Annotated in this window: 18 protein-coding genes and 1 pseudogene; 17 read left to right on the top strand and 2 right to left on the bottom strand. The window is 71.6% G+C overall.

The features are described 5' to 3' along the window. Window positions 1-109: 109 nt before the first annotated feature. Entirely contained in the window at window positions 110-1,102 is a 993-nt protein-coding gene (locus tag DWB77_RS11950; protein WP_120721248.1) for a GlxA family transcriptional regulator, read from the top strand. A gap of 12 nt (window positions 1,103-1,114) precedes the next feature. On the opposite strand, the gene DWB77_RS11945 is transcribed toward DWB77_RS11950, so the two are convergent. After that, complete coding sequence (locus DWB77_RS11945; RefSeq protein WP_120721247.1) at window positions 1,115-1,444, bottom strand: DUF427 domain-containing protein; 330 nt, start codon at window positions 1,442-1,444, stop codon at window positions 1,115-1,117. 80 nt (window positions 1,445-1,524) lie between these two features. Here DWB77_RS11945 and DWB77_RS11940 point away from each other — a divergent pair, with 80 nt between their 5' ends. From DWB77_RS11940 to gatB, 9 genes are all read left to right on the top strand, one after another. Continuing rightward, window positions 1,525-2,064 (top strand): TIGR00730 family Rossman fold protein, encoded by a 540-nt coding sequence (locus tag DWB77_RS11940; RefSeq protein ID WP_120721246.1) that lies wholly within the window; start codon window positions 1,525-1,527, stop codon window positions 2,062-2,064. Window positions 2,065-2,094: 30 nt separating this feature from the next. Further along, window positions 2,095-2,793 carry an SDR family oxidoreductase gene (locus DWB77_RS11935; RefSeq protein ID WP_120721245.1) on the top strand — a complete coding sequence of 233 codons (699 nt, stop codon included), beginning with the start codon at window positions 2,095-2,097 and terminating at the stop codon, window positions 2,791-2,793. Between the two features lie 40 nt (window positions 2,794-2,833). After that, the gene (locus DWB77_RS11930; RefSeq protein ID WP_120721244.1) at window positions 2,834-3,859 is read left to right on the top strand and encodes a methionine synthase; all 1,026 of its coding nucleotides are present in this window, start codon (window positions 2,834-2,836) and stop codon (window positions 3,857-3,859) included. A 25-nt stretch (window positions 3,860-3,884) separates the two neighbouring features. Continuing rightward, window positions 3,885-6,086 (top strand): NAD-dependent DNA ligase LigA, encoded by a 2,202-nt coding sequence (gene ligA, locus DWB77_RS11925; RefSeq protein ID WP_428985118.1) that lies wholly within the window; start codon window positions 3,885-3,887, stop codon window positions 6,084-6,086. A 274-nt stretch (window positions 6,087-6,360) separates the two neighbouring features. Continuing rightward, a complete protein-coding gene (locus tag DWB77_RS11920; protein ID WP_120721243.1) occupies window positions 6,361-8,478 on the top strand; it encodes a putative bifunctional diguanylate cyclase/phosphodiesterase in 2,118 nt (705 codons plus the stop codon). Window positions 8,479-8,937: 459 nt separating this feature from the next. Then, window positions 8,938-9,234 carry an Asp-tRNA(Asn)/Glu-tRNA(Gln) amidotransferase subunit GatC gene (gatC, locus tag DWB77_RS11915; RefSeq protein WP_003966094.1) on the top strand — a complete coding sequence of 99 codons (297 nt, stop codon included), beginning with the start codon at window positions 8,938-8,940 and terminating at the stop codon, window positions 9,232-9,234. 5 nt (window positions 9,235-9,239) lie between these two features. Continuing rightward, window positions 9,240-10,733, top strand: a complete 1,494-nt coding sequence (gatA, locus tag DWB77_RS11910) for an Asp-tRNA(Asn)/Glu-tRNA(Gln) amidotransferase subunit GatA (RefSeq protein ID WP_120721242.1) — start codon at window positions 9,240-9,242, stop codon at window positions 10,731-10,733. Beyond that, a complete protein-coding gene (locus DWB77_RS11905; protein ID WP_120721241.1) occupies window positions 10,730-10,969 on the top strand; it encodes a hypothetical protein in 240 nt (79 codons plus the stop codon). Before gatA ends, DWB77_RS11905 begins: the two co-directional genes overlap by 4 nt. 17 nt (window positions 10,970-10,986) lie before the next feature. Then, window positions 10,987-12,495 (top strand): Asp-tRNA(Asn)/Glu-tRNA(Gln) amidotransferase subunit GatB, encoded by a 1,509-nt coding sequence (gatB, locus tag DWB77_RS11900; RefSeq protein WP_120721240.1) that lies wholly within the window; start codon window positions 10,987-10,989, stop codon window positions 12,493-12,495. Window positions 12,496-12,781: 286 nt separating this feature from the next. Here the strand turns inward: gatB and DWB77_RS39455 are convergent. Continuing rightward, window positions 12,782-12,883: pseudogene (locus tag DWB77_RS39455) on the bottom strand (Mobile element protein); the annotation flags it as partial. Window positions 12,884-13,238: 355 nt separating this feature from the next. Here DWB77_RS39455 and DWB77_RS11890 point away from each other — a divergent pair. The 7 genes from DWB77_RS11890 to DWB77_RS11860 all read left to right on the top strand — a co-directional run bounded on the left by DWB77_RS11890 (window position 13,239) and on the right by DWB77_RS11860 (window position 23,443). Then, window positions 13,239-13,685, top strand: coding sequence for a hypothetical protein (locus DWB77_RS11890; RefSeq protein ID WP_120721239.1), 447 nt, complete (start codon window positions 13,239-13,241; stop codon window positions 13,683-13,685). Window positions 13,686-13,971: 286 nt separating this feature from the next. Continuing rightward, entirely contained in the window at window positions 13,972-16,068 is a 2,097-nt protein-coding gene (locus DWB77_RS11885; RefSeq protein ID WP_120727676.1) for a phosphocholine-specific phospholipase C, read from the top strand. Window positions 16,069-16,235: 167 nt separating this feature from the next. Next, window positions 16,236-18,458 carry an MMPL family transporter gene (locus DWB77_RS11880; RefSeq protein WP_120721238.1) on the top strand — a complete coding sequence of 741 codons (2,223 nt, stop codon included), beginning with the start codon at window positions 16,236-16,238 and terminating at the stop codon, window positions 18,456-18,458. Between the two features lie 30 nt (window positions 18,459-18,488). Beyond that, window positions 18,489-19,049, top strand: a complete 561-nt coding sequence (locus tag DWB77_RS11875) for a GNAT family N-acetyltransferase (RefSeq protein ID WP_120721237.1) — start codon at window positions 18,489-18,491, stop codon at window positions 19,047-19,049. A gap of 84 nt (window positions 19,050-19,133) precedes the next feature. Continuing rightward, window positions 19,134-19,841, top strand: a complete 708-nt coding sequence (locus tag DWB77_RS11870; protein ID WP_120727674.1) for a hypothetical protein — start codon at window positions 19,134-19,136, stop codon at window positions 19,839-19,841. Between the two features lie 214 nt (window positions 19,842-20,055). Beyond that, a complete protein-coding gene (locus DWB77_RS11865) occupies window positions 20,056-20,235 on the top strand; it encodes a hypothetical protein (protein WP_120721236.1) in 180 nt (59 codons plus the stop codon). Window positions 20,236-20,383: 148 nt separating this feature from the next. Next, window positions 20,384-23,443: a helix-turn-helix transcriptional regulator gene (locus tag DWB77_RS11860; protein ID WP_120721235.1), complete on the top strand. Its 3,060-nt coding sequence runs from the start codon at window positions 20,384-20,386 to the stop codon at window positions 23,441-23,443. The last annotated feature ends 6 nt before the right edge of the window (window positions 23,444-23,449 follow it).

Below are 23,449 nucleotides of genomic sequence, written 5' to 3'. Positions count from 1 at the left end.
TCCTTCGAGGGGTGTTGTCGCTGGTGGGTGCCACCAACAGAGACCAGGCTGCACCCGGGCCGCCCCGCGCGGTGCTGGCCGTTTGGCCATGATGTGACAGAATCTGGCCATGGCCGCACCACAGGAACAGGAACTCCACCGGGTGGCGGTGCTCGCCCTCGAAGGGGTGGTCTCCTTCGAGCTGGGCATCCCCTCCCGGATCTTCGACAGCGCCCGCGGGCCGGGCGGCGAGCCCCTCTACGAGGTGACCGTCTGCACCGTCGACGGGGGACCGGTGCGCACCGAGGCCGGATTCTCGGTCACGGTCGACCACGGGCCCGAGGCGCTCGCCGCCGCCGACACCGTGGTGATCCCGCCGACCCACGACCTCGGCGCGATGGCCGCGGGGGGCCCGCTGCCCGAGCCGCTGGCCCGCGCCTTCGACCGGATCCGGCCCGGCACCCGCATGGTCTCGATCTGCACGGCGTCCTATGTGCTCGCCGCCGCCGGGCTGCTCGACGGACGGCCCGCCACCACCCACTGGTGCGACGCCACCGCCTTCGCGCGCACCTTCCCGCGGGTCGACGTCGACCCGGGCGTCCTGTTCGTCGACGACGGCGACGTGCTGACCTCGGCGGGCGCCGCCGCCGGCATCGACCTGTGCCTGCACCTGGTACGCCGCGACCACGGCAGCGCCGTCGCCAACCAGTCCGCCCGGCACTGCGTCGTCCCGCCGCACCGCGACGGCGGCCAGGCCCAGTACATCGAACGCCCGGTCCCCGAACCGACCCTGGCCAGCACCGCCGCCACCCGCGCCTGGGCCCTGGAGCGCCTCCAGGAGCCGCTCTCGCTCGGCGAGATGGCCACGCACGCCCGGATGAGCCTGCGCACCTTCACGCGCCGCTTCCGCGAGGAGGCGGGCATGACCCCGGGCAGCTGGCTCACCTCCCAGCGCCTCGAACTGGCCCGCCAGCTCCTGGAGTCCAGCGACCTGCCGGTGGACCTGGTGGCCCACCGGGCGGGCTTCGGCACGGCCAACTCGCTGCGCCAGCACATGCGTTCCGTCCTGGGCGTCTCGCCGGTCGCCTACCGGCGCACCTTCCAGGTCGGCGCGCGGAGCTGAACGGGACGCGCCCTAGTCGGTGACGGTCTCCACGTCGTAGAAGCAGAGGTGGTCCTTGATCTCGGCCACGTCCGGCTTCGGGTCGGGGTAGTACCAGACGAGGTCCGGCGCGTCGGGCAGCGACCAGTAGGAGGCCGTGCCCTTGAACGGGCAGTAGGAGTGGGTGTCCGACGGTGTCAAGAGGTCCGTGCGGACGTCCTCGGGCGGAAGGTAGTAGCGGACCGGGAGGCCCGTCTCGCGCAGCAGCAGCGGACGCCTGCTCTCGGCGAGCACCCGCCCGTCCCGAACGACCCGCACGTGCTCGCTGCCCCGCTCGATGGTGATGCGATGTCCTGTCGTCATGTGAGGTGCAGCACCCGCGGGGCCACGCTTCTTCCCTCGGAGCCCGGCGGGCCCCTCTTCTTCCCTCGTAGGGTGGTCGCATGAACATCTGCGTCTTCCTCTCCGCGGCCGACCTCGACGAGCGCTACACGGGCCCGGCCCGGGAGTTCGCCGAACTCCTCGGCAAGGGCGGCCACACCCTGGTGTGGGGCGGCTCCGAGAGCGGCCTCATGAAGGTCGTCGCCGACGGGGTGCAGCGGGCGGGCGGCAGGCTCGTCGGGGTCTCCGTCGACTTCCTGGCGGCCAAGGCCCGCGAGAACGCCGACGAGATGGTCGTCGCCAAGGACCTCGCCGAGCGCAAGGCGCTCCTGCTCGCCAAGTCGGACGCCGTCGTGATCATGGTGGGGGGCACCGGAACCCTGGACGAGGCCACCGAGATCCTGGAGCTGAAGAAGCACGGAAGGACCACCAAGCCGGTCGTCCTGCTGAACACCGCCGGCTTCTACGACGGCCTCAAGCAGCAGTTCCGCCGCATGGAGGACGAGGGCTTCCTGCCCGTGCCCCTCACCGACCTGGTCTTCTTCGCCGAGGACGGCGTCGCCGCCCTCGCCTACCTGGAGGAATCCCTCGGGATCCAGTAAGGCGACCTCGGCGACGCGAGGAGTGCGAGCATGGCGGGTATGGCTACTCATCTGATCACCGGTGCCGGCTCCGGCATCGGCGCGGCCGTCGCCCGCCGACTGCACGAGCGCGGCGACGAGCTCATCCTGCTCGCCCGCGACGCCGGACGCGCCAAGGAGTTCGCCGCCCGCTACCCGGGCGCCCGCACCCTCGTCGGCGACCTCAGCGACCCCGACCGCCTCTCCTGGGCCTTCGACAAGCAGTCGATGCCGGGTGAGCTCGACACGCTGCTGCACATCGCGGGCATCGTCGACCTCGGCCCCGTCGGGGATCTGCGCCCCAAGACCTGGCACCAGCAGCTCAACGTCAACCTCATCGCCCCCGCCGAGATCACCCGCCACGTACTGCCCCAACTGCGCGCCTCGCGCGGGCACGTGGTGTTCGTGAACTCCGGCGCCGGGCTCGCCGCCCACGCCGAGTGGGGCGCGTACGCCGCCTCCAAGCACGGCCTCAAGGCGCTCGCCGACTCGCTGCGCGCCGAGGAGCACGCCAACGGCGTCCGCGTGACCTCGGTCTACCCGGGCCGTACCGCGAGCCCCATGCAGGCCAAGGTGCACTCGCAGGAGGGCAAGGAGTACGACCCGTCGAAGTTCATCGACCCCGAGTCGGTGGCCACCACCATCGTCATGGCCATCGACCTGCCGGCCGACGCCGAGGTCAACGACCTCACGGTGCGCCCCGGCAAGTAGCCCGCGCGGGTCCGTGCGCACGGTTGCGTAGGCTTCCGGCGTGAGTGAACAGAGCAATTTCCCCTGGGGGCCCGCCACCGGCGTCGGTTCGATGCCGGGCGGCGATGCCCGGGAGACCGCCAAGACCGTCACCGGATCGCTGATCGGCGCCGAAGGGGCGGGCGGCGACTTCCCCCACCTCGCGGAACTGCCCGCGCGCGGCCCCGGCGCCGACATGATCGGACGCACCATCGGGCTCCTCGTCGAGATGTACGGCCATGTCGAACCCAGCGGCTGGCGGGTCGGCGACCGGCCCGGCCGCGACACCCGGCGGGCCCGCTCCTGGCTCGGCGAGGACCTCGACGCGCTGGAGGAGTTCACCCAGGAGTACACCGGCCCGCTCAAGGTGCAGGCCGTCGGGCCCTGGACGCTGGCCGCCGCCCTGGAACTCAAGAACGGCGAGCTCTCGCTCGGCGACCCCGGTGCCCGTCGCGACCTCGCCGGATCGCTCGCCGAGGGCCTGCGCGACCACCTCGCGGAGGTACGCCGCCGCGTCCCCGGCGCCCAGCTCGTGCTCCAGCTCGACGAGCCCTCCCTCACCTCCGTCCTGCGCGGGCAGATCCGTACCGCCAGCGGTTACCGCACCCACCGGGCCGTCGACCGGCAGGCCGTGGAGGCCGCGCTGCGCGAGGTGTTCGCCGTGCACGACGGCCCCGTGATCGTCCACTCGTGCGCCCCGGACGTCCCCTTCGCCCTGCTGCGGCGGGCCGGCGCGGCCGGGGTGTCGTTCGATTTCTCCCTGCTCACCGAGCGTGACGACGAGCAGATCGGCGAAGCCGCCGAGAGCGGCCTCAAGCTCTTCGCCGGAGTGGTGCCCCCCACCGACGGCCCATTGTCAGACCCGGCCGGTAGCGTCATGGGAGTCAGGACGCTGTGGCGCAGGCTGGGGCTGAATCCGGGGACTCTCGGCGAGTCCGTCGTGATCACCCCCACATGCGGCATGGCGGGCGCGTCCCCGGCCCACGCCCGGGCCGCGCTCGCCCACTGCGTCCGGGCGGCGAGATCGCTCGCGGACAACCCTGAGTGACGGGGACAACGGGAAACGGGAGGACATGACGGTGGCTGGCGAACAGAACGCAGCGGTGCCGACGGAGGCACGGGAGAAGCACGCGCTCCTCGCCGAGCAGATCGAGGAGCACCGCTTCCGGTACTACGTCCGGGACCAACCGGTCATCAGCGACGGCGACTTCGACAAGCTGCTCCGCTCCCTCGAGGCCCTGGAGGAGGAGCACCCCGAGCTCCGCACGCCCGACTCGCCGACCCAGAAGGTGGCGGGTGCCTACGAGACGGACTTCGCCTCGGTCGAGCACCGCGAGCGGATGCTGTCCCTGGACAACGCCTTCGACGACGAGGAACTGGCCGCCTGGTCCGAGCGCATCGCCAAGGACGTCGGCACCGGCTCCTACCACTACCTGTGCGAGCTGAAGGTCGACGGCCTCGCGGTGAACCTGACGTACGAGAACGGCAGGCTGACCCGCGCCGCCACCCGCGGCGACGGCCGCACCGGCGAGGACATCACGCCCAACGTGCGGACCATCGCCGACATCCCGGCCCGCCTCAAGGGCGACCGCATCCCCGAACTCGTCGAGATCCGCGGCGAGGTCTACTTCCCGATGGAGGCCTTCCAGGGCCTCAACGCCCGCCTGGTGGAGGCCGGCGACAAGCCGTTCGCCAACCCGCGCAACGCGGCCGCCGGATCACTGCGCCAAAAGGACCCCAAGGTCACCGCCACCCGGCCGCTGCACATGGTGGTGCATGGCATCGGCGCCCGCCGGGGCTTCGACATCGACCGCCTCTCCCAGGCGTACGACCTGCTGCGCGAGTGGGGCCTGCCCACCGCCCAGCACAACAAGGTCGTCAACTCCCTCGAAGAAGTACGGCAGTTCATCGCCTACATGGGCGAGAACCGGCACTCGGTGGTGGAGCACGAGATCGACGGCGTCGTCGTCAAGCTCGACGAGATCCCCCTCCAGGGCCGCCTCGGCTCCACCGCGCGCGCCCCCCGCTGGGCCATCGCCTGGAAGTACGCGCCCGAAGAGGTCAACACCAAGCTCATCAACATCCGCGTCGGCGTGGGCCGCACCGGCCGTGTCACCCCCTACGCCCAGGTCGAGCCGGTCACCGTGGCCGGCTCCGAGGTCGAGTTCGCCACCCTCCACAACCAGGACGTGGTCAAGGCCAAGGGCGTCCTCATCGGCGACACCGTGGTGCTGCGCAAGGCCGGAGACGTCATCCCCGAGATCCTCGGCCCCGTCGCCGACCTGCGGGACGGCAGCGAGTACCCCTTCGAGATGCCCACCGAGTGCCCGGAGTGCGGCACCGGACTGCGTCCGATGAAGGAGGGCGACATCGACCTGCGCTGCCCCAACGCACAGTCCTGCCCAGCCCAATTGAGGGAGCGCCTCTTCTACCTGGCGGGCCGCAAGAGCCTCGACATCGAGAACTTCGGGTACGTCGCGGCCGCCGCGCTCACCAAACCCCTCGAACCGGCCACCCCGCCGCTGCGCGACGAGGGCGACCTCTTCGACCTGACGATGGATCAGCTCCTGCCGATCCGGGCGTACGTCCTGGATCAGGACAGCGGACTGCCCAAGCGCGACCCCAAGACCGGCGAGGAGAAGACCGCCCTCGTCTTCGCCAACATGAACGGCGAACCGCGCAAGAACGCCGTCTCCATGCTGGAGAACATCGCGGCCGCCAAGGAGCGCCCGCTGGCCCGCATCCTCACCGGTCTCTCCATCCGCCACGTCGGCCCGGTCGCCGCCGTGGCACTGGCCCGCGAATTCCGCTCCATCGACCGCATCCAGCAGGCAGGCGAGGAGGAACTCGCCGCGGTCGAGGGCGTGGGCGCCATCATCGCGGCCTCCCTCAAGCAGTGGTTCGCCGAGGAGTGGCACCAGGAGATCCTGCGCAAGTGGAAGGCCGCGGGCGTACGCATGGAGGACGAGAGCACCAGCGAGGACGAGGGGCCCCGCCCGTTGGAGGGCCTCACCGTCGTCGTGACCGGAACTCTTGAGCGGCACACCAGAGATGGCGCGAAAGAGGCGTTGCAGAGCCGCGGAGCCAAGGTCACCGGCTCCGTCTCCAAGAAGACGTCGTTCGTCGTCGTCGGCGACAGCCCCGGATCCAAGTACGACAAGGCGATGCAGCTGAAGGTTCCGGTTCTGGACGAGGACGGCTTCGCCGTTCTGCTCGAGCACGGGCCCGAAGCGGCGAGAGAAGCTGCGATGCCCACCGCCCCAGAGGGGGAATGAGACTCAAACAAGGGTAGTAACAGGGGGCCTGGAGGCTGCGCGGAGTCACCCGTTCGGCGCATAGCAGACCGATGCGGGTGCCTGGGTCGCATTCGGGCAAGAGCTGTAGACCGCTGCCCGACAGTGCCCTTCGCGGCCTACTGTTGAGATGTGCGCCTGTCGTGCACGGCTGTTGACCCCTGATGTGGAGCGCTTGGGGTGGCACACCAGTCGTAGTGGCATGACATGGGAGCCATCGTGTGCACGGGCACCGCCGGCTGTGAGAGGGACGGGAATGAAACCGACCGAGAGCACCGCCCCGGCCGTGAGGCTGCGCGGGTTCACGGGCTTTTCGTCCAGGCTGACGGCCGTCGTCACCGGCCTCGCGGGCGTGGTCCTCGCCACCGGCTTCTACCGCGCCGTCCAAGAGGGCGACGCCGTGTTCCCGAGCGGGACCACGGGCTGGTCGCTCGCCGTCCTCACCGGCATCATCGTCGGCCACCTCGTCGCGCTCGGCCGTGACCGCTGGTGGGGCGGCACCGGCTCCGGCGCCGCCCTCACCCTCGCCGTACTGCTCCTGTACGGCTGGCTGCCGGCCGCGCTCATCAGCCTCGCCGTGGTGGTCCTGGTCGGCGCCGCACGCCGCAACCGCTGGCGCCAGGGCGTCCTGCACGGAGCCGTGGACGTCCTCGGCATAGCCGCCGCGAGCCTGGTCCTGGCCGCGTTCGACGTCGTCCCCGGGGTGGCCCACCCGTGGTGGCCCACCCGGTGGAGCATCGCCACCGTCCCCGAAATCGTCCTCGCCGCCGGCACCTATCTGCTCATCACCAGGATCCTGCTCTGGTACGCGCTCGCGCCCCGCGGCGGACTGCCCACCGTGGCCCGCACGGCGCTGCTCAGACAGGGTCTCGTGGCGGTCGCGCTGCTCGGCATCGCCCCGCTGATCTGCGTCGTCGCCATGTCGGTGCCCATCGTGCTGCCGCTGTTCGCGGTGCCGCTCGTCGCCCTCGACTCGACGCTGTGGATAGCCCGCGCCCGCGCCGAGGAACAACTGCGCGACCCGCTCACCGGGCTCCCCAACCGCCAATGGCTCCTGGAGCGCACCTGGTCGGCCCTGGAAGAGGCGGAGAACACCGGCACCCGCTCCGCCCTCGTCCTCATCGACCTGGACCGCTTCCGTTCGGTGAACGACACCCTCGGCCACCTCGCCGGCGACCGCCTCCTCCTCCAGATAGCCGAACGGCTGCGGACCGCTCTGCCGCGCGGCGCGGAGGCGGCCAGGCTCGGCGGTGACGAGTTCGCCGTGCTGCTGCCCGTCTGCTCCTCCGCGACCAGCGCCATGCGCACCGCCCGCGCCCTGGTCGCCGAGTTGTCCTCGCCGCTCGACCTGGACGGGCTGACCCTCGTCCTGGAAGCCAGCGCGGGGGTGGCGCTCTTCCCCGACCACGCCCTGGACGCCGAAGGACTGCTGCGCCGGGCCGACGTCGCGATGTACCAGGCCAAGCGGGACCGTACGGGCGTGGAGGTCTATGAGTCCAAGCGCGACTCCAACACCCCTGACCGCCTTGGCCTGTTGGGCGATCTGCGGCGTGCGCTCGACGCCGGGGACGTGGAGCTGCACTACCAGCCGAAGGTCCAGTTCGACGGCCGGGTGGCAGGGCTCGAAGCGCTGGTGCGCTGGGTCCACCCCGAGCGCGGGCGGGTCTCTCCCGACGAGTTCATCGCGATCGCCGAGTCCAGCGGGCTGATGCCGCACCTCACCGAGTACGTCCTGGAGACCGCGCTCGCCCAGGTCGCCCGGTGGCGTGCCCAGGGTCTGGACGTTCCGGTCGCCGTCAACGTGTCCCCGCGCGACGTCCACACCCCGGGCTTCGCGGGGGCCGTCGCCGCCCGGCTGGCCCGGCACGGCGTGCCGCCCGGCTCGCTCCAGCTGGAGATAACCGAACACGTCCTGCTGGAGGACCCGCAGCGGGCCGCCGACACCCTCGCCGGACTCACCGCCCACGGCGTCAAGATGTCCCTCGACGACTTCGGTACGGGGTACTCCTCGCTCGTCCACCTCAGGCGGCTGCCGGTCAGCGAGCTGAAGATCGACCGCTCGTTCGTCGCGCGCCTCGCCATCGACAACGAGGACGCGGAGATCGTCCGCTGCACCGTCGACCTCGCGCATTCGCTCGGGCTGCTCGTGGTCGCGGAGGGCGTCGAGGACGACGAGACGTGGGAGCGGTTGCGTGACCTGGGCTGCGATGCGGTGCAGGGGTGGTTGGTGGCCGCGGCGATGCCGCCGGCGGAGGCGACGGCCTGGCTGCTCGCCCGGGGCGACTCCGGTTGGCACCGGCCCGCCGAGATCGCGGCGGCGGCCGCGCGCGCCCAGGCCGAAGCGGCCCGCACCTCGGGCCAGCCCGTCCAATAACCCCCTGGGGCTCCGCCCCGGCCCCCAGCGGGTCCGCCCACCCACCCACCCGTGCAGGGGGTTGGATAGCCCCGGGTCCCTGGGGCTCCGCCCCAGACCCCACGGGTTCGCCCACCCACCCGCCCGTGCAGCGGGTTGGTCGGTTCCGGCCCCTGGGGCTCCGCCCCAGACCCCGTTCGCGCCTGAACGGCGCTCGTCCTCAATCGCCGGACGGGCTGTAGGTGGCCCCGCACCGAGTGGTTAAGGGGCGCGGGGAACTGCGCGCCCAGCCACGCACGGTCCGCGGACGCAAGGGGGTTAGGGGCGCGGGGAACTGCGCGAATGGTGGGGGTGGTCCGTAGGACGGGAGGGTTTTCGGGGTGGGGCGGGAGGCCGGGGGGATATCCGTTTCGTGGTGTGGGGGCCGCGCCCCATAGGATTGGGGCCACACCACACTCACTCACCCCTGAGGATCGCTGCATGCCTGGCATTACGCGCGAGGAGGTCGCCCACCTCGCCCGGCTGGCGCGTCTGGAGCTGAAGGGCGAAGAGCTCGACCACTTCGCCGGACAGCTCGACGACATCATCGGCGCGGTCGCCCGCGTCTCCGAGGTCGCCGACCAAGACGTACCCCCGACCTCCCACCCGCTGCCGCTGACCAACGTCATGCGCGCGGACGAGGTCCGTCCGTCGCTCACCCCCGCGCAGGCGCTCTCCGGCGCCCCGGCCCAGGAGCAGCAGCGTTTCAAGGTGCCGCAGATCCTGGGGGAGGACTAATCACCATGACGGACATCATCAAGCTCACCGCGGCCGAGATCGCCGCGAAGATCGCGGCCGGCGAACTCACCGCCGTCGAGGTCACCGAGGCCCACCTGGCGCGCATCGAGGCCGTGGACGAGAAGGTCCACGCCTTCCTGCACGTCGACCGCGAGGGCGCGCTCGCGCAGGCCCGCGCCGTCGACGCCAAGCGCGCGGCCGGCGAGAAGCTCGGCCCGCTGGCCGGTGTGCCCCTGGCCCTGAAGGACATCTTCACCACCGAGGGCATCCCGACCACCGTCGGTTCCAAGATCCTCGAAGGCTGGATCCCGCCGTACGACGCGACGCTCACCAAGCGCCTCAAGGACGCCGACGTCGTCATCCTCGGCAAGACCAACATGGACGAGTTCGCCATGGGGTCGTCGACGGAGAACAGCGCGTACGGCCCCACCGGCAACCCGTGGGACCTGACCCGTATCCCCGGCGGCTCGGGCGGTGGCTCAAGCGCGGCCCTCGCCTCCTACGAGGCCCCGCTCGCCATCGGCACGGACACCGGCGGCTCCATCCGCCAGCCCGCCGCCGTCACCGGCACCGTCGGCGTCAAGCCGACCTACGGCGCGGTCTCCCGCTACGGCATGGTCGCCTTCTCGTCCTCCCTCGACCAGGGCGGGCCCTGCGCCCGTACGGTCCTGGACGCGGCGCTGCTCCACGAGGTCATCGCCGGGCACGACCCGCTCGACTCGACGTCCATCGACGCCCCGGTCCCGCCGGTCGTCGAGGCCGCCCGCAACGGCTCGGTCGCCGGGATGCGCGTCGGCGTCGTCAAGCAGTTCTCCGGCGAGGGCTACCAGGCCGGCGTGGTCCAGCGGTTCAACGAGTCGGTCGAGCTGCTGAAGTCCCTCGGCGCCGAGATCGTCGAGCTGGACTGCCCCTCCTTCGACCTGGCCCTTTCGGCGTACTACCTGATCGCGCCGTCCGAGTGCTCCTCCAACCTGGCCCGCTTCGACGCCATGCGCTACGGCCTGCGGGTCGGCGACGACGGCACGAAGTCCGCCGAGGACGTCACCGCGCTGACCCGCGAGGCCGGCTTCGGCGACGAGGTCAAGCGCCGCATCATCCTTGGTACGTACGCACTGAGCTCCGGCTACTACGACGCGTACTACGGCTCGGCCCAGAAGGTCCGCACGCTGATCACCCGGGACTTCGAGAAGGCCTTCGAACAGGTCGACGTGATCGTTTCGCCGACCACGCCCACCACCGCCTTCCCGATCGGGGAGCGCGCCGACGACCCGATGGCGATGTACCTCGCCGACCTGTGCACCATCCCGACCAACATGGCGGGCAACGCCGCCATGTCGCTGCCCTGCGGTCTCGCACCGGAGGACGGCCTGCCGGTCGGGCTCCAGATCATCGCCCCCGCCATGAAGGACGACCGTCTGTACAAGGTCGGCGCCGCCGTCGAGGCCGCCTTCGTGGAAAAGTGGGGACACCCGCTGCTCGAGGAGGCTCCGTCGCTGTGAGTGCACTGACCAAGGCCAAGGGATTCAAGAAGTCCAAGGCCGGCACGTATCTGTCCATCGGCACCACCGCCTTCGGTGCCATCAGCGTCGTCAAGCAGGCCAAGAAGGCCCGCACCGAGAACGACACGCTGAAGCTGATCGACGCCGTCGTCTCCGCCGCCGCCATCGCCACCGGTGTCGCCATCCTGCTGCGCGAGCTCAAGCGCATCGGTGACGACGACGTCCTGTTGGGCTGAGAGGGAAGTTTTTCACCGTGACCGTCACTGATCTGGTCTCGTACGAGGACGCCCTCGCGTCGTACGACCCCGTCATGGGCCTCGAGGTCCATGTCGAACTCGGTACCAAAACCAAGATGTTCTGCGGCTGCTCCACCGAGCTGGGTGCCGAGCCCAACTCGCAGACCTGCCCCACCTGCCTCGGCCTGCCCGGCTCGCTGCCGGTCGTCAACGCGATCGGCGTCGAGTCGGCCGTCAAGATCGGCCTCGCCCTGAACTGCGAGATCGCCGAGTGGTGCCGGTTCGCCCGGAAGAACTACTTCTATCCGGACATGCCGAAGAACTTCCAGACCTCGCAGTACGACGAGCCGATCGCCTTCAACGGCTACCTGGACGTCCAGCTCGAGGACGGCGAGATCTTCCGCGTGGAGATCGAGCGCGCCCACATGGAGGAGGACACCGGCAAGTCCACCCACGTCGGTGGCGCGACGGGCCGCATCCACGGCGCCTCGCACTCGCTCCTGGACTACAACCGCGCGGGCATCCCGCTCATCGAGATCGTCACCAAGCCGATCGAGGGCGCGGGCGAGCGCGCCCCCGAGGTCGCCAAGGCGTACGTGGCCGAGCTCCGCGAGGTCATCAAGGCGCTCGACGTCTCCGAGGCCCGGATGGACAAGGGCCAGATGCGCTGCGACGTGAACCTGTCGCTGCGCCCGCACGGCGTCGAGAAGTTCGGCACCCGCTCGGAGACCAAGAACGTCAACTCGCTGCGCTCCGTGGAGCGGGCGGCGCGCTTCGAGATCCAGCGGCACGCGGCCGTGCTGTCCTCGGGCGGCACGATCGTGCAGGAGACCCGTCACTTCCACGAGGAGGACGGCTCCACCACCTCGGGCCGCATCAAGGACAACGCCGAGGACTACCGCTACTTCCCCGAGCCGGACCTCGTGCCGGTGGCTCCCGCGCGTGCGTGGGTCGAGGAACTGCGGGCCGCCCTTCCGGAGATGCCGCGGGTGCGGCGCAACCGGCTCCGCGAGGAGTGGGGCGTCACCGAGCACGACATGCAGTCCATGCTCAACGCCGGCGCCGTCGACCCGATCGTCGCGACGATCGCGGCCGGGGCGGATGCGGCTGCCGCCCGCAAGTGGTGGATGGGCGAGCTCGCCCGCAACGCCAACGAGCGGGGCGTCCCGCTCGACGAGTTGCCCGTCACGCCGGCGCAGGTCGCCCGGGTCGCGGCGCTCGTCGCCGCGGGTGACCTCAACGACAAGCTGGCGCGCCAGGTCATCGAGGGTGTCCTCGCGGGTGAGGGCGACCCGGACACGGTCGTCGAGAAGCGCGGTCTGAAGGTCGTCTCGGACGAGGGTGCGCTGGGGGCGGCCGTGGATGAGGCGATCGCCTCCAACGCGGCGATCGCGGACAAGATCCGGGGCGGGAAGGTCGCGGCCGTGGGGGCGCTGGTCGGTGCGGTCATGAAGACCACACGAGGTCAGGCCGACGCGGCGCGCGTCAAGGAGCTCATCCTGGAGCGGCTGGGCGTCGAGGGCTAGCCCCTCGACTCCGCCAAGGGGCGGCTGCCACCGGTCACTTCGCCGGGGCGGCCGCCCTTCACCATCCCCTGGGGCGGAGCCCCAGTCCCCCAACTGCCCTGGGGCTCCGCCCCAGCCCCCGTGTCGCGCCTGAACGGCGCTCGTCCTCAATCTCCCCCAAGGCCCTAAGGGCCAGGGGACCCCCATGACGGACTGAAGATGCCGCCGCGGCCCAGCACCAACCCTGCCAGGGGCGCGTGGAACTGCGCGAGAAGCGAGCACGGTCCGCACACGACCAGGGGTTGAGGTCCTTGCGCTTGCCGCCGCGTTCGGCCCACTGCCGACCGGGGTGTGGCTGAAGGTTGAGCGGCCCGAACTCGTCCACGCAGAAGTCGACTTCAGGCTCGCCGGACCCCACCGCGCGGCCAAGGCGTCGGCCTCGTTTCGGGTCGGACGACCCTCGACAAGCGCAACGAAGTGCTCTTCGATCTCGTCGAGCCTCGGCTGGCCGCCGGCATCCATGTCGCGACCGTCCATACAGGGCAAACGTCGGCTGATGCGGCACCAGTTGTGACAGGCATCCGCGAGCGCGCTGACCTCGCCACACAGGCGAGGTCGCGCCGGCGCTGCCCGAGCATCGGCTCGACAACATCCGAGAAGGTGCCTGACAGGAGGTCCCGGTCGGTCAAGTCACCTATCCCTGGGATATTTTGACTCGCCTTTATCTCAAACCGACTGTCCAGAACGAACGAAGGGGCAACGCCATGAGCGTCATCAGGACCACTCGTAGGACGCGGACCAAGATCGCCGTGTCCATCGGGGCCCTGGCCGCGAGCTCACTCATACTCACCGCCTGCGGAAGCAGCGACAGCGGCGACAACCGCGACGGTACCTACTACATCAAGGACGTCAACGGCACGTCCGACCTCGGCCAGTTGGTTGTCAAGGGCAACAGCGTCTCGCATCATGAGTACAGCTGCGACGGTGTCTACGAGGAGCCGGACGTGACCAGCACCGGCGAGTTCAACAAGGATCAGTCCCAGATCATCTGGACGGTCGCCGGAGACGACCCCCGCAACAAGCGGACCGGCAGCGAGCCCATCGCGATCAGCGACACCTCGATCAGCATCAGCGGTAGCGCGTATGTACGTGACAATTCCGATGCCGGCAAGGCTCTGCTGGACGGCTTCAAGGCCAAGTGCAAGAAGTGACGTCGACCTCCCACGCGGCCGGCCGAGCAGCGCAGAACTCCGTGGGCATCGCGTCCACGGGGTTCTGTTCTTCCTCGGCTGGTCGAGCCTCTGACGCCTACTCCTGAGGGGAAAGGCGGAGGGGCACGAGGGGGTGGGGGGAGGGGAATGGGGGTGGGTCCCCTTCCTCGTTCACCCCGGGGCCGGGGCGGGGCCTTCTCGTGGACACCCGGGATCACTAGCGTTCCCCGAAACCCTTCACACGGCTCGGGAGGCCCACTTGCCCACGGACAACGCAGACGGCGGCATTTCACGGCGACGGCTCTTCGCGCTGGGCGGAGGCGCCCTCGGCGCCGCCGCGGCCGGCTCGTTGCTGCCGCCGTCGTTGCGGTCGGCGATGGCCGCAGGACCGCCGCCCGGAGGGCTGAGCGCGGTCAAGCACGTCGTGATCCTCATGCAGGAGAACCGGTCCTTCGACCACTACTTCGGCACCCTGCGCGGAGTGCGCGGCTTCGGCGACCGCAACGCCCTCCAACTCCCGGGCGGGAAGCCCGTGTTCGAGCAGCCGGGTCCGCTCGGCAGCACCGTCCTGCCGTTCCCCGTGCGCGGCGCGGCCGCGGCCCAGCACAAGGACCTCCAGTACATAGGCGCCCTCGACCACTCCTGGAGCGGCGGCGCCAAAGCCTGGAACGGCGGCTGGATGGACAACTGGGTCTCCGCCAAGACCTCGGCGACGATGGCGTACTACGACCGCCAGGACATCCCGCTGCACTACGAGCTCGCCGACACCTTCACCATCTGCGACGCCTACCACTCCTCCATCCACAGCTCCACCAGCCCCAACCGCAACCACCTGTGGAGCGGCAAGACGGGCTTCGAGCCGAACGGGCAGCGGGCCGTCGGCAATGACGCGTACGACGAGGGCACCCACCCCGGGTACGACTGGGGCACCTACGCCGAGCGGCTGGAGAAGGCCGGGCGGAGCTGGAAGACGTACACCGAGTGGGAGAACTTCACCGACAACCAGATCGAGTTCTTCACCACCTTCAAGGCGATCGCGCGCAAGGCCCTGGCCAAGACCGGCGGGCACACCTTCATGGAGTCGTTCTACGCCGCGGTACGCGACACCACCGACGCCGCCGAGCGCCAGCGGCTGCTGGGACTGCTCGACCAGGGGGTGGCCACGCTCACCAGGGCCGAACGCAGCCTGTTCGAGAAGGGGTTGAGGCGGGTCCCGACCGGCACGCTCGCCGACGCCTTCGGCAAGGACGTCGCCGCCGGCACCCTGCCCGAGGTCTCCTATCTGGTGCCCTCCGCGCTCGACTCCGAGCACCCCAGCGTCTCCTCGCCCGTGCACAGCGCCACCATCGTCTACAAGGTGCTGGACGCGCTCGGCAAGCACCCCGACGTCTGGCGGCACACCGTCGTCCTCATCAACTACGACGAGAACGACGGCTTCTTCGACCACGTCCCGCCGCCCGTCGCGCCGCCCGAGGTGACCGACGAGCAGTGGCAGGGCAAGCCCACCGGGTTCGGTGCGCGGGTGCCGATGCTCGTGGTCTCGCCGTGGAGCGTCGGCGGGTATGTCTGCTCCGAGGTCTTCGACCACACCTCGGTGATCCGCTTCCTGGAACGCTGGACCGGGGTGCGTGAGCCCAACATCAGCGCCTGGCGGCGCACCGTCGCAGGCGATCTGACCTCCGCCTTCGACTTCAAGCGCGGCAGGCCGCAGCCCGCGGTCGCGCGCCCGGGGCCCATCCCGCCGCTGAGCGGCCGCTGGCGGCCCGAGCCGCCCGCCCAGCAGCGCATGCCCGTCCAGGAGGAGGGCACCCGGCCCGCCCGGCCGCTGCCCTACCGGCCGGACGCGCACGCGAAGGTGGTCGACGGCGCGCTCCAGGTCCAGCTCAGCAACACCGGCCCGTCCAGCGCCCACTTCGCGCTCTATCCGTACGCCAAGGAGTTCGCCGCTCCGCAGCACAAGGACGTAAGGGGCACGGCGCAATGGAGCGTGCCCCTTACCGGCGGGGCGAGCGGCGCCTACAGGTTCGCGATCACCGGGCCGAACGGGTTCCGGCGCGAGTTCGAGGGGGCCGGGGCCACCGACGCCGCCGAGGTGACCACCTACCTCGACCACCACGACCGCGACATCCATCTGACCCTCCGCAACCGGGGCCGCCGGCCCGTCACCTTCGTCGTGCGGCCGCTCGGCTACGCCGACGAGGCCGATGTGCGCGACTGGAAGCGGACGATCACGGTCAAGCCGGGGCGCAGCCGCACCGTGGTGCACTCCGCCGCCGACGCGCACGGCTGGTACGACCTCGAAGTGACCGCGGACGACGGCGCCGGCTTCCGCAGGCGGCTGATGGGCCACATCGAGGACGGTCGCCCCAGCGTGTCCGGCTGACCCCTGGTGGAGGGGTGCGCCCTCGACACGGCCTGTGAGTAAGGCCACGAAAGGGGCAAACGATCACTATTGGCTGCCAGAGTGGCTGACGCGCGCATCGCGCGCGTCTCCATTTCTGTGCGGGCTGTTCCCGGTAGCAGAGTCACACGTCATCCGGGAGCACTCCGTTGGCCGCCCTCGCGCGCTGGTGTGTCAGGCACCGCCTCGTCGTCGTACTGCTGTGGCTCCTCGCGCTCGGCGTCACCACCGCCGGCGCCGCCGTGGCCGGGTCCGCGTACTCCAACGACTACGAGGTCCCGGGCACCGAGTCCGGCCGTGCGAGCGCCCTGCTCGACGCAGGGTTCCACGGCCGGGGCGGCGACACCGACACCATCGTCTGGCACACCGCGTCCGGTTCGGTCCGCGACCTCGACGTACGGCACACGATGGAGCGCACCCTCGGGCAGGTGGCGAAGCTGCCCGGCGTCGCCTGGGTGTCCGGCCCCTACGGCGCCGAGGGCGCGGCCCGCATCAGCGCCGACGGGCGCACCGCGTATGCGACGGTCACCTTCGCGGAGCAGGCCGACGACATCCCCGCGGCGCAGGCCCGAGCCGTCCTCGACACGGTCGGCGCCGCCCGCTCCGCCTCCCTCGACATCGCCCTGGGCGGCAGCGCGATGGAGCTCACCGAAGCACCCTCCGCGCACCTCAGCGAGGCCGTCGGCGTGGTCGTGGCGGCCGTTGTCCTGTTCCTCGCCTTCGGCTCGTTCGCCGCCAGCCTGCTGCCCATCGCCACCGCCCTGATCGGCGTCGGCACCGCGTACGCGGGCATCGCCCTGCTCGGCCACGTCATGGGCGTCGCCGACTTCGCGCCCATGCTCGGCGTGCTCATCGGGCTCGGCGTCGGCATCGACTACGCCCTGTTCATCGTGACCCGGCACCGGCGCGGACTGCGCGGGGGCCTCGGCGTCGAGGAGGCGGCCCGCGCCGCCGTCGCCACCACCGGACGCGCGGTCGTCTTCGCCGGGGCGACCGTGTGCATCGCCCTGCTCGGCATGCTCGTCCTGCGTCTGAGCTTCCTCAACGGCGTCGCCGTCGCGGCCTGCCTCACCGTCGTCCTGACCGTTGCCGCCTCCGTCACGCTGCTGCCCGCGCTGCTCTCGTACATCGGGATGCGGGCGCTGAGCCGCCGCGAGCGCGGCAGGCTCGCCGCTCACGGGCCGCGGCCCGAACCGCCCGCCGGGCTCGCCGCCCGCTGGTCCGCCTTCGTGGAGCGCCACCCCAAGCCGCTCGGCATGGCCGCGGCCACTGTGATGCTCGTTCTCGCGCTGCCCGCGCTCTCCCTCCACCTCGGCACCTCCGACCAGGGCAACAACCCCGTGAAGACCACCACCCGGCAGGCGTACGACCTCCTCGCGAAGGGCTTCGGCGCGGGCGTCAACGGGCCGTTGACCGTGGTCGGCGAGCTCCAGGGCCCCGCCGACCGGCTCGCGATGGACCGGCTGCCCGACGTGCTGCGCGCCACCGGCGGCGTCGCCTCGGTGAGCCCGGTGACGTACAACGGGAGCGGCGGCACCGCCGTCCTGACCGTGGTGCCGGTCTCCGCGCCGCAGTCGCGCGACACCAGCGACCTCGTCGACCGGCTGCGCCACGACGTGCTTCCGGCGGCCGAGCGGGACAGCTCCCTGACGGCGCACGTGGGCGGTGTGACCGCCGGCTACGACGACTTCGCGGCGGTCATCGTCGGCAAACTTCCGCTGTTCGTCGGCGTGGTGATCGCCTTGGGCTGCCTCCTGCTGCTGCTCGCCTTCCGCTCGATCGGGATCCCGCTCAAGGCCGCCGTGATGAACGTGGCGGCGGTGGCCTCCGCGTTCGGCGTCGTCGTCGCGGTCTTCCAGTGGGGCTGGGGCAGCGAGCTCCTGGGGCTCGGCCGGTCCGGGCCGATCGAACCGTTCCTGCCCGTGATCATGGTCTCGGTCCTCTTCGGCCTGTCCATGGATTACCAGGTGTTCCTGGTCAGCCGCATGTACGAGGAGTGGCTCGCGACCGGCGACAACCGGCGGGCGGTGCGGGTGGGCCTCGCCGAGACCAGCCGTGTCATCAACTCCGCCGCCGTGATCATGATCTCGGTCTTCCTCGCGTTCGTGCTCAGCGGGGACCGGGTGATCGCCATGTTCGGCATCGCGCTGGCGGCGGCCGTCGCCCTCGACGCGTTCGTCCTGCGCACCCTGCTCGTGCCCGCCCTCATGCATCTGCTCGGCGGCGCCAACTGGTGGCTGCCCGCCCGCCTGGAGCGATGGCTGCCCCGGATCGGCATCGAGGCGCCCGCGGGTCCCCGTGCGAGGATTTCGGAGCCGTCGGAGCCGTCGGAGCCGTCGGCGGCCGAACGGGCCGACCACCTCGTGCCGTAGCGGGCACGCATACGCAGCCGAAGGAGCGGGATGTTCGCAGTATCGCTGGGCGACGACGGGGCGGAACTCCGCCCCCTGGAGCCGTGGCAGGCCGAGGAGTACCTCGCCCACATGGACCGGGGACGGGAGTTCATCGGCACCCACATCGCGCTGCCGGACTTCGTCACCGACCTGCCCTCGGCCCGTGCCTACCTCCAGAGCTACGCGGACAAGACGGCCGCGGACGCCGGGCGTCTGTACGGCATCTGGCTCGACGGCACCCTGGTCGGCGGCGTCCTGTTCCGGATCTTCGAACCGGCTCATGGCACCTGCGAGGTCGGCTGCTGGCTGGAGCCGGGGGCGGTCGGACGCGGCCTGATCACCCGCGCTGTCACCCTGCTGATCGACTGGGCCGTGGACGTGCGCGGCATGCACCGCGTCGAGTGGGTGGCCTCCGCCGGGAACACCCCCAGCATCAAGGTCGCCAAGCGCCTCGGCATGACCAGGGAGGGGGTGCGCCGCGAGAGCTACCTCTACCGCGGGGTGCGCCACGACAGCGAGATCTGGGCGCTGCTGGCCGACGAATGGCGGGCGGCGCGGGCGGCGCGCTGAGGGCGCGGACGGCGCGAACAGAGCGGGCGGGGCGTTAAGGAAGCTCTCAGCGGGCTCTCAGAAACGGCACCTAGCGTGCCCGGCATGAACGCCACCCCCGCCACGCCGAAGACCGACGCGAAGACCGACGCGAAGACCGACGCGAAGGCTGTTGCGAAGACCGACGCCGAGACCGCGCCCAAGGACGCCTCCACCGGGGCCGCGTCCACCCCGGCGGGAGCGACCGTCGAGCCCGCCGCAGGGGCCACCGGCGCCGCCGCCACCCCCGCCCACGACACCGAGGACGGCCGGCTCGACGACGGCCTGGAGGACCGGGACCCGCTCGGCGAAGACGAAGACGAGGACGATGATGAAGACGACGCCGGGCTCGACGCGGCGAGCGTCCCCGCCCGGGCCGCGTTCGGCGCGGGCGCCGCGGCCGTCGTCTCAGGCGCGCTCGGCGCGGTCTCGCTGAGCGGCACCTGGATGGGCAAGACGCTCTCTGAGCGGGCCACCCTGATCGGGCAGATCAAGACCTCCCAGGGCGGTACGGCGGCCGAGCAGATCCAGCAGATCTACGGCAACTCCTGGCACACCACCGCCCTGGTCAACGGCGTCTTCGCGCTGCTCGCCCTGGTCGTCGGCGCGGCCGTGCTCGCCCGGCCCGCCTTCGGGACGCCGGGCCGCTCCGAGCAGCCCGGGTGGGTCAAGGCCGTCGCCCTGGCCGGAGTGGTCCTCGGCGTCATCGGCCTGCTGATCTCGGCCGGCATGTACCTCGACCTGTTCGCGGCGCTGCCCAGCGCCAAGGGCTGAGGCACCCGACGGCCGCCTAAGGCGCCGGCACCCCCGCCTTAGGCGGCCGAGGTCCACCATCCGGACCGCCTAAGGCACCGCCTCCTTACAGATGCGGCACTCTCCCCATGTGCGCGAGGCCCCTGGGAGACGAGAGTTGAGGCATCGCAAGGGGCCCGGAACACCGGGTCACAGCGAAGCGCCTCGACCGGGGCCACATCCAAGGAGTGCCGAGATGTTCGATTACGAGATGCACAAGACCCACGAGGCCGAGCTGCTGCGCCGCGCCGACCAGGAGCGCCTGGTCGGTCAGGCCCGCCGGGCCGGCCGCCGCTTCTTCGGCCGCCGCAGTGACGACAACGGGCCGGAGGGGCGGGTGAGTTCACCGCGGAACCGGTTCGTACGGGCCGCCTGACGCCCGGCCGCCCGCGATGACGACCACCCCGACCCGCCCCACCACCACCGCCCGGACCCCGTCCCCGGCCGTGGCCCCGACCTCCTCCGGGGCCGCCTCCCCAGCCGGGGACGGACCGTCCGGCAGCACGTTGTCAGGGGCGTGTGCGATGCTCACCAGCGTGGAGACCAGGTCAGTCAGCCCCGTGTTCGTCGGCCGCGCCGCCGAGTTGAGGACGTTGAACGAGGCGCTCGCCCGCGCCGCGGCCGCCGGGGGAGAGCCCCAGGCCCTGCTCGTCGGCGGCGAGGCGGGCGTCGGCAAGAGCCGGCTCGTCGAGGAGTTCACCGACGCCGCCTGCCGGGCAGGCGCGGTGATCGCCGTCGGCGGCTGCGTCGAAGTCGGCGCCGACGGGCTGCCGTTCGCGCCCTTCTCGGCCGCGCTGCGCGCGCTGCGCCGCCGGCTGCCCGACGAGCTGGCCGCCGCGGCCGACGGCCAGCAGGAGGAGCTGGCCCTGCTCCTTCCCGAGCTCGCCAGGACGAGCCCCGCCACCTCCCGCGAAGACGGCACGGCTCGCCTGTTCGAGCTCACCGTGCGGATGCTGGAGCGGATCGCCGCGGAGCGCACCGTCGTCCTCGTCCTCGAAGACCTGCACTGGGCGGACGCCTCCACCCGCCATCTGCTCGCCTATCTCTTCCGCACCCTGCGGCGCGGCCGTCTGGTCGTCGTCGCCACCTACCGCGCCGACGACATCCACCGCCGTCACCCGCTGCGCCCCCTGCTCGCCGAGCTCGACCGGCTGCGCAGCGTGCGGCGCATCGAACTTCCCCGCTTCACCCGGGCCGAGGTCCACCACCAGCTCACCGGGATCCTCGCCGCCGAACCCGAACAGCGCCTGGTGGACGAGGTCTTCGAGCGCTCCGACGGCAACGCCTTCTTCGTCGAGGAACTGGTCGTCGGCCGCGACCCGGACGGCACCTGCCCCGACCTCAGCGACTCGCTGCGCGATCTGCTCCTGGTCCGCGTCGAGAGCCTGCCCGAGGACGCCCAGCGCGTGGTGCGGATCGCCGCCGAGGGCGGCTCCACGGTCGAGTACCCCCTGCTCGCCGCGGTCGCCCGGCTCAGCGAGGACAAGCTCATCGAGGCGCTGCGGGCCGCCGTCGGCGCGAACATCCTGCTGCCCGCCGCGGACGGCGACGGCTACCGCTTCCGCCACTCGCTGGTCCGCGAGGCCGTCAGCGACGACCTGCTGCCCGGCGAGTCCTCGCGCCTGAACCGGCGCTACGCCGAAGCCCTGGAAGCTGACCCGGCGCTGGTGCGGGCCGACGAGCAGACCACCCGGCTCGCCACCTACTGGTACCACGCGCACGACGCCGCCAAGGCGCTGCCCGTGGTGCTGCGCGCCGCCGTCGAGGCCCGCCGCCGGCACGCCTACGCCGAGCAACTGCGGCTCCTGTCACGGGCGATGGAGCTGTGGGACACCGTGCCCGAGGAGATACGCCAGGGGCTCAGACCCCTGGACCACGCGGGCTCCTACCCGGCCTGCGGCTGCGCCCCCGAAACCCCGGCGTCGCTGCGCTACCTCGATCTGCTGGCCGAGTCCGTCGAGGCGGCCCGGCTCTGCGGCGAGCGGGAACGCGCACTGAAGCTCACCAGGATGGCGCTGCGGCTCATCGACGCCGAGAGCGCCCAGCCCTCCGGCAGCGACCCGCTGCGCGCCGCCTGGTTCTGGATCCAGCGCTCCCGCCTGGTGCAGAACCTGGGGCGCGGCGACGGCTGGGCCGAGATCGCCACCGCCCAGGACCTGGTGCGCGGCCTCGCGCCGTCCGCCGTGCACGCCGAGGTCCTCGCGACCGCCGCGGGCTGGCGGATGCTGCACAGGCCAGGACCCGAATCCCTGGTGGCGGCCGAACAGGCCGTGGAATACGCCCGGTTGGTGCGCACCGAGGAGATCGAGCTCAACGTCAAGCTCACCCTGGGCAGCCTGATGGTCGACTCCGGTTCGGTCGAGGAGGGTCTCGCCACGATGCGCGCGGTGATCGACCGCTCCCTCGACATCGGCCTGATCGGCGAGGCGACCCGGGGCCATGTGAACCTCTGCTCCGGCCTGGAGGCCGTCGGCCGCTCGGTGGAAGCCGTACGCGTCGCCGACGACGGGGTCCGCCTCGCCCAGAAGTACGGCCTGTTGGACAACGAGGCCTGGGTGCAGGCCAACCGCGCCGAGTCGCTGTTCAACCTGGGCCGCTGGGAGGAGGCCGCCGACTCCATCGAACGGGTCCAGCGCACCGCGATCAGTACCAAACCGCTCGGCAACGCCCTGATGCGCCGGGCCGATGTCGCCCTGCTGCGCGGCGAGTTGGAGCGGGCCAGGACCTCGCTCGACGATGCCCACGCCGCGTTCGGCAAGTACGACCCGATGGCCCAGCACGCCATCCCGCTCGCCCGGATCGGCCTCGGCATCGCGGCCGCCCAGGGCCGTATCGACGAGGCCCGCGCCGAGCTGGCGCGCGCCGTGGAGCCCGGCTTCCCGCCCGGCACCCAGCGCTACGGCTGGCCGCTGCTCGCCGCGGCCGCCGCGATGGAGGCCGATGTGCGCGGGCTCCCCTCGGCCCAGCCGGGCAGGGCCGCCGCCCTCGACCTCATCCGTACGGCCGCCAAGAGGCTCCCCACCGGCGTCCCCTGGTGCGAGGCGTTCGCCCTGGTCGTCGCCGCCGAACTGGAACGCGCCGAGGACCGCGACACGGCGGCCCGCTGGGAAGCCGCCACCCAGGCGCTCCGGCCCGCGCAGCGCCCCTACGACCTGGCCCTGGCCTGTCACCGCTGGGCCGCGGCCCTGCTGGCCGAGGGCGGCGACCGGGAGACGGTCGCGACGCTGCTGCGCCAGGCGCACGCCGAGTCCGAACGCCTGGGCGCCCGCCCGTTGTCCGAGCAACTGGAGCTCCTGGCCCGCCGGGCCCGCCTGTCGCTGACCGCCCCGGACCCCGTCGGATCCGACGACCCCACCGAGCCGGCGGAAGCGCTCGGGCTCACCAGCCGCGAACAGGACGTCCTGCGTCTGGTCGCGGCCGGTCACAGCAACCGCCAGATCGCCGAGGAGCTCTACATCTCACCGAAGACGGCGAGTGTGCACGTCTCCAACATCCTGGCCAAGCTGGGGGTTTCGGGCCGGGGCGAGGCGGCGGCCCTCGCCCATCGCCTCAACCTGTTCTCCGGACAGCCGGCGCGGAGCTGACGCCGC

This window comes from Streptomyces hundungensis (genome assembly GCF_003627815.1).
Classification (GTDB): domain Bacteria; phylum Actinomycetota; class Actinomycetes; order Streptomycetales; family Streptomycetaceae; genus Streptomyces; species Streptomyces hundungensis_A.
This window is presented reverse-complemented; position numbering and strand designations above follow the sequence as displayed.

What these genes read in the sequence shown, in the direction of transcription:
- DWB77_RS11950 (WP_120721248.1), top strand. Translation starts at nt 110, where the DNA reads ATGGCCGCACCACAGGAACAGGAACTCCACCGGGTGGCGGTGCTCGCC.
- DWB77_RS11945 (WP_120721247.1), bottom strand. Translation starts at nt 1,444, where the DNA reads ATGACGACAGGACATCGCATCACCATCGAGCGGGGCAGCGAGCACGTG.
- DWB77_RS11940 (WP_120721246.1), top strand. Translation starts at nt 1,525, where the DNA reads ATGAACATCTGCGTCTTCCTCTCCGCGGCCGACCTCGACGAGCGCTAC.
- DWB77_RS11935 (WP_120721245.1), top strand. Translation starts at nt 2,095, where the DNA reads ATGGCGGGTATGGCTACTCATCTGATCACCGGTGCCGGCTCCGGCATC.
- ligA (WP_428985118.1), top strand. Translation starts at nt 3,885, where the DNA reads ATGACGGTGGCTGGCGAACAGAACGCAGCGGTGCCGACGGAGGCACGG.
- DWB77_RS11920 (WP_120721243.1), top strand. Translation starts at nt 6,361, where the DNA reads ATGAAACCGACCGAGAGCACCGCCCCGGCCGTGAGGCTGCGCGGGTTC.
- gatC (WP_003966094.1), top strand. Translation starts at nt 8,938, where the DNA reads ATGCCTGGCATTACGCGCGAGGAGGTCGCCCACCTCGCCCGGCTGGCG.
- gatA (WP_120721242.1), top strand. Translation starts at nt 9,240, where the DNA reads ATGACGGACATCATCAAGCTCACCGCGGCCGAGATCGCCGCGAAGATC.
- DWB77_RS11890 (WP_120721239.1), top strand. Translation starts at nt 13,239, where the DNA reads ATGAGCGTCATCAGGACCACTCGTAGGACGCGGACCAAGATCGCCGTG.
- DWB77_RS11875 (WP_120721237.1), top strand. Translation starts at nt 18,489, where the DNA reads ATGTTCGCAGTATCGCTGGGCGACGACGGGGCGGAACTCCGCCCCCTG.
- DWB77_RS11870 (WP_120727674.1), top strand. Translation starts at nt 19,134, where the DNA reads ATGAACGCCACCCCCGCCACGCCGAAGACCGACGCGAAGACCGACGCG.
- DWB77_RS11865 (WP_120721236.1), top strand. Translation starts at nt 20,056, where the DNA reads ATGTTCGATTACGAGATGCACAAGACCCACGAGGCCGAGCTGCTGCGC.
- DWB77_RS11860 (WP_120721235.1), top strand. Translation starts at nt 20,384, where the DNA reads ATGCTCACCAGCGTGGAGACCAGGTCAGTCAGCCCCGTGTTCGTCGGC.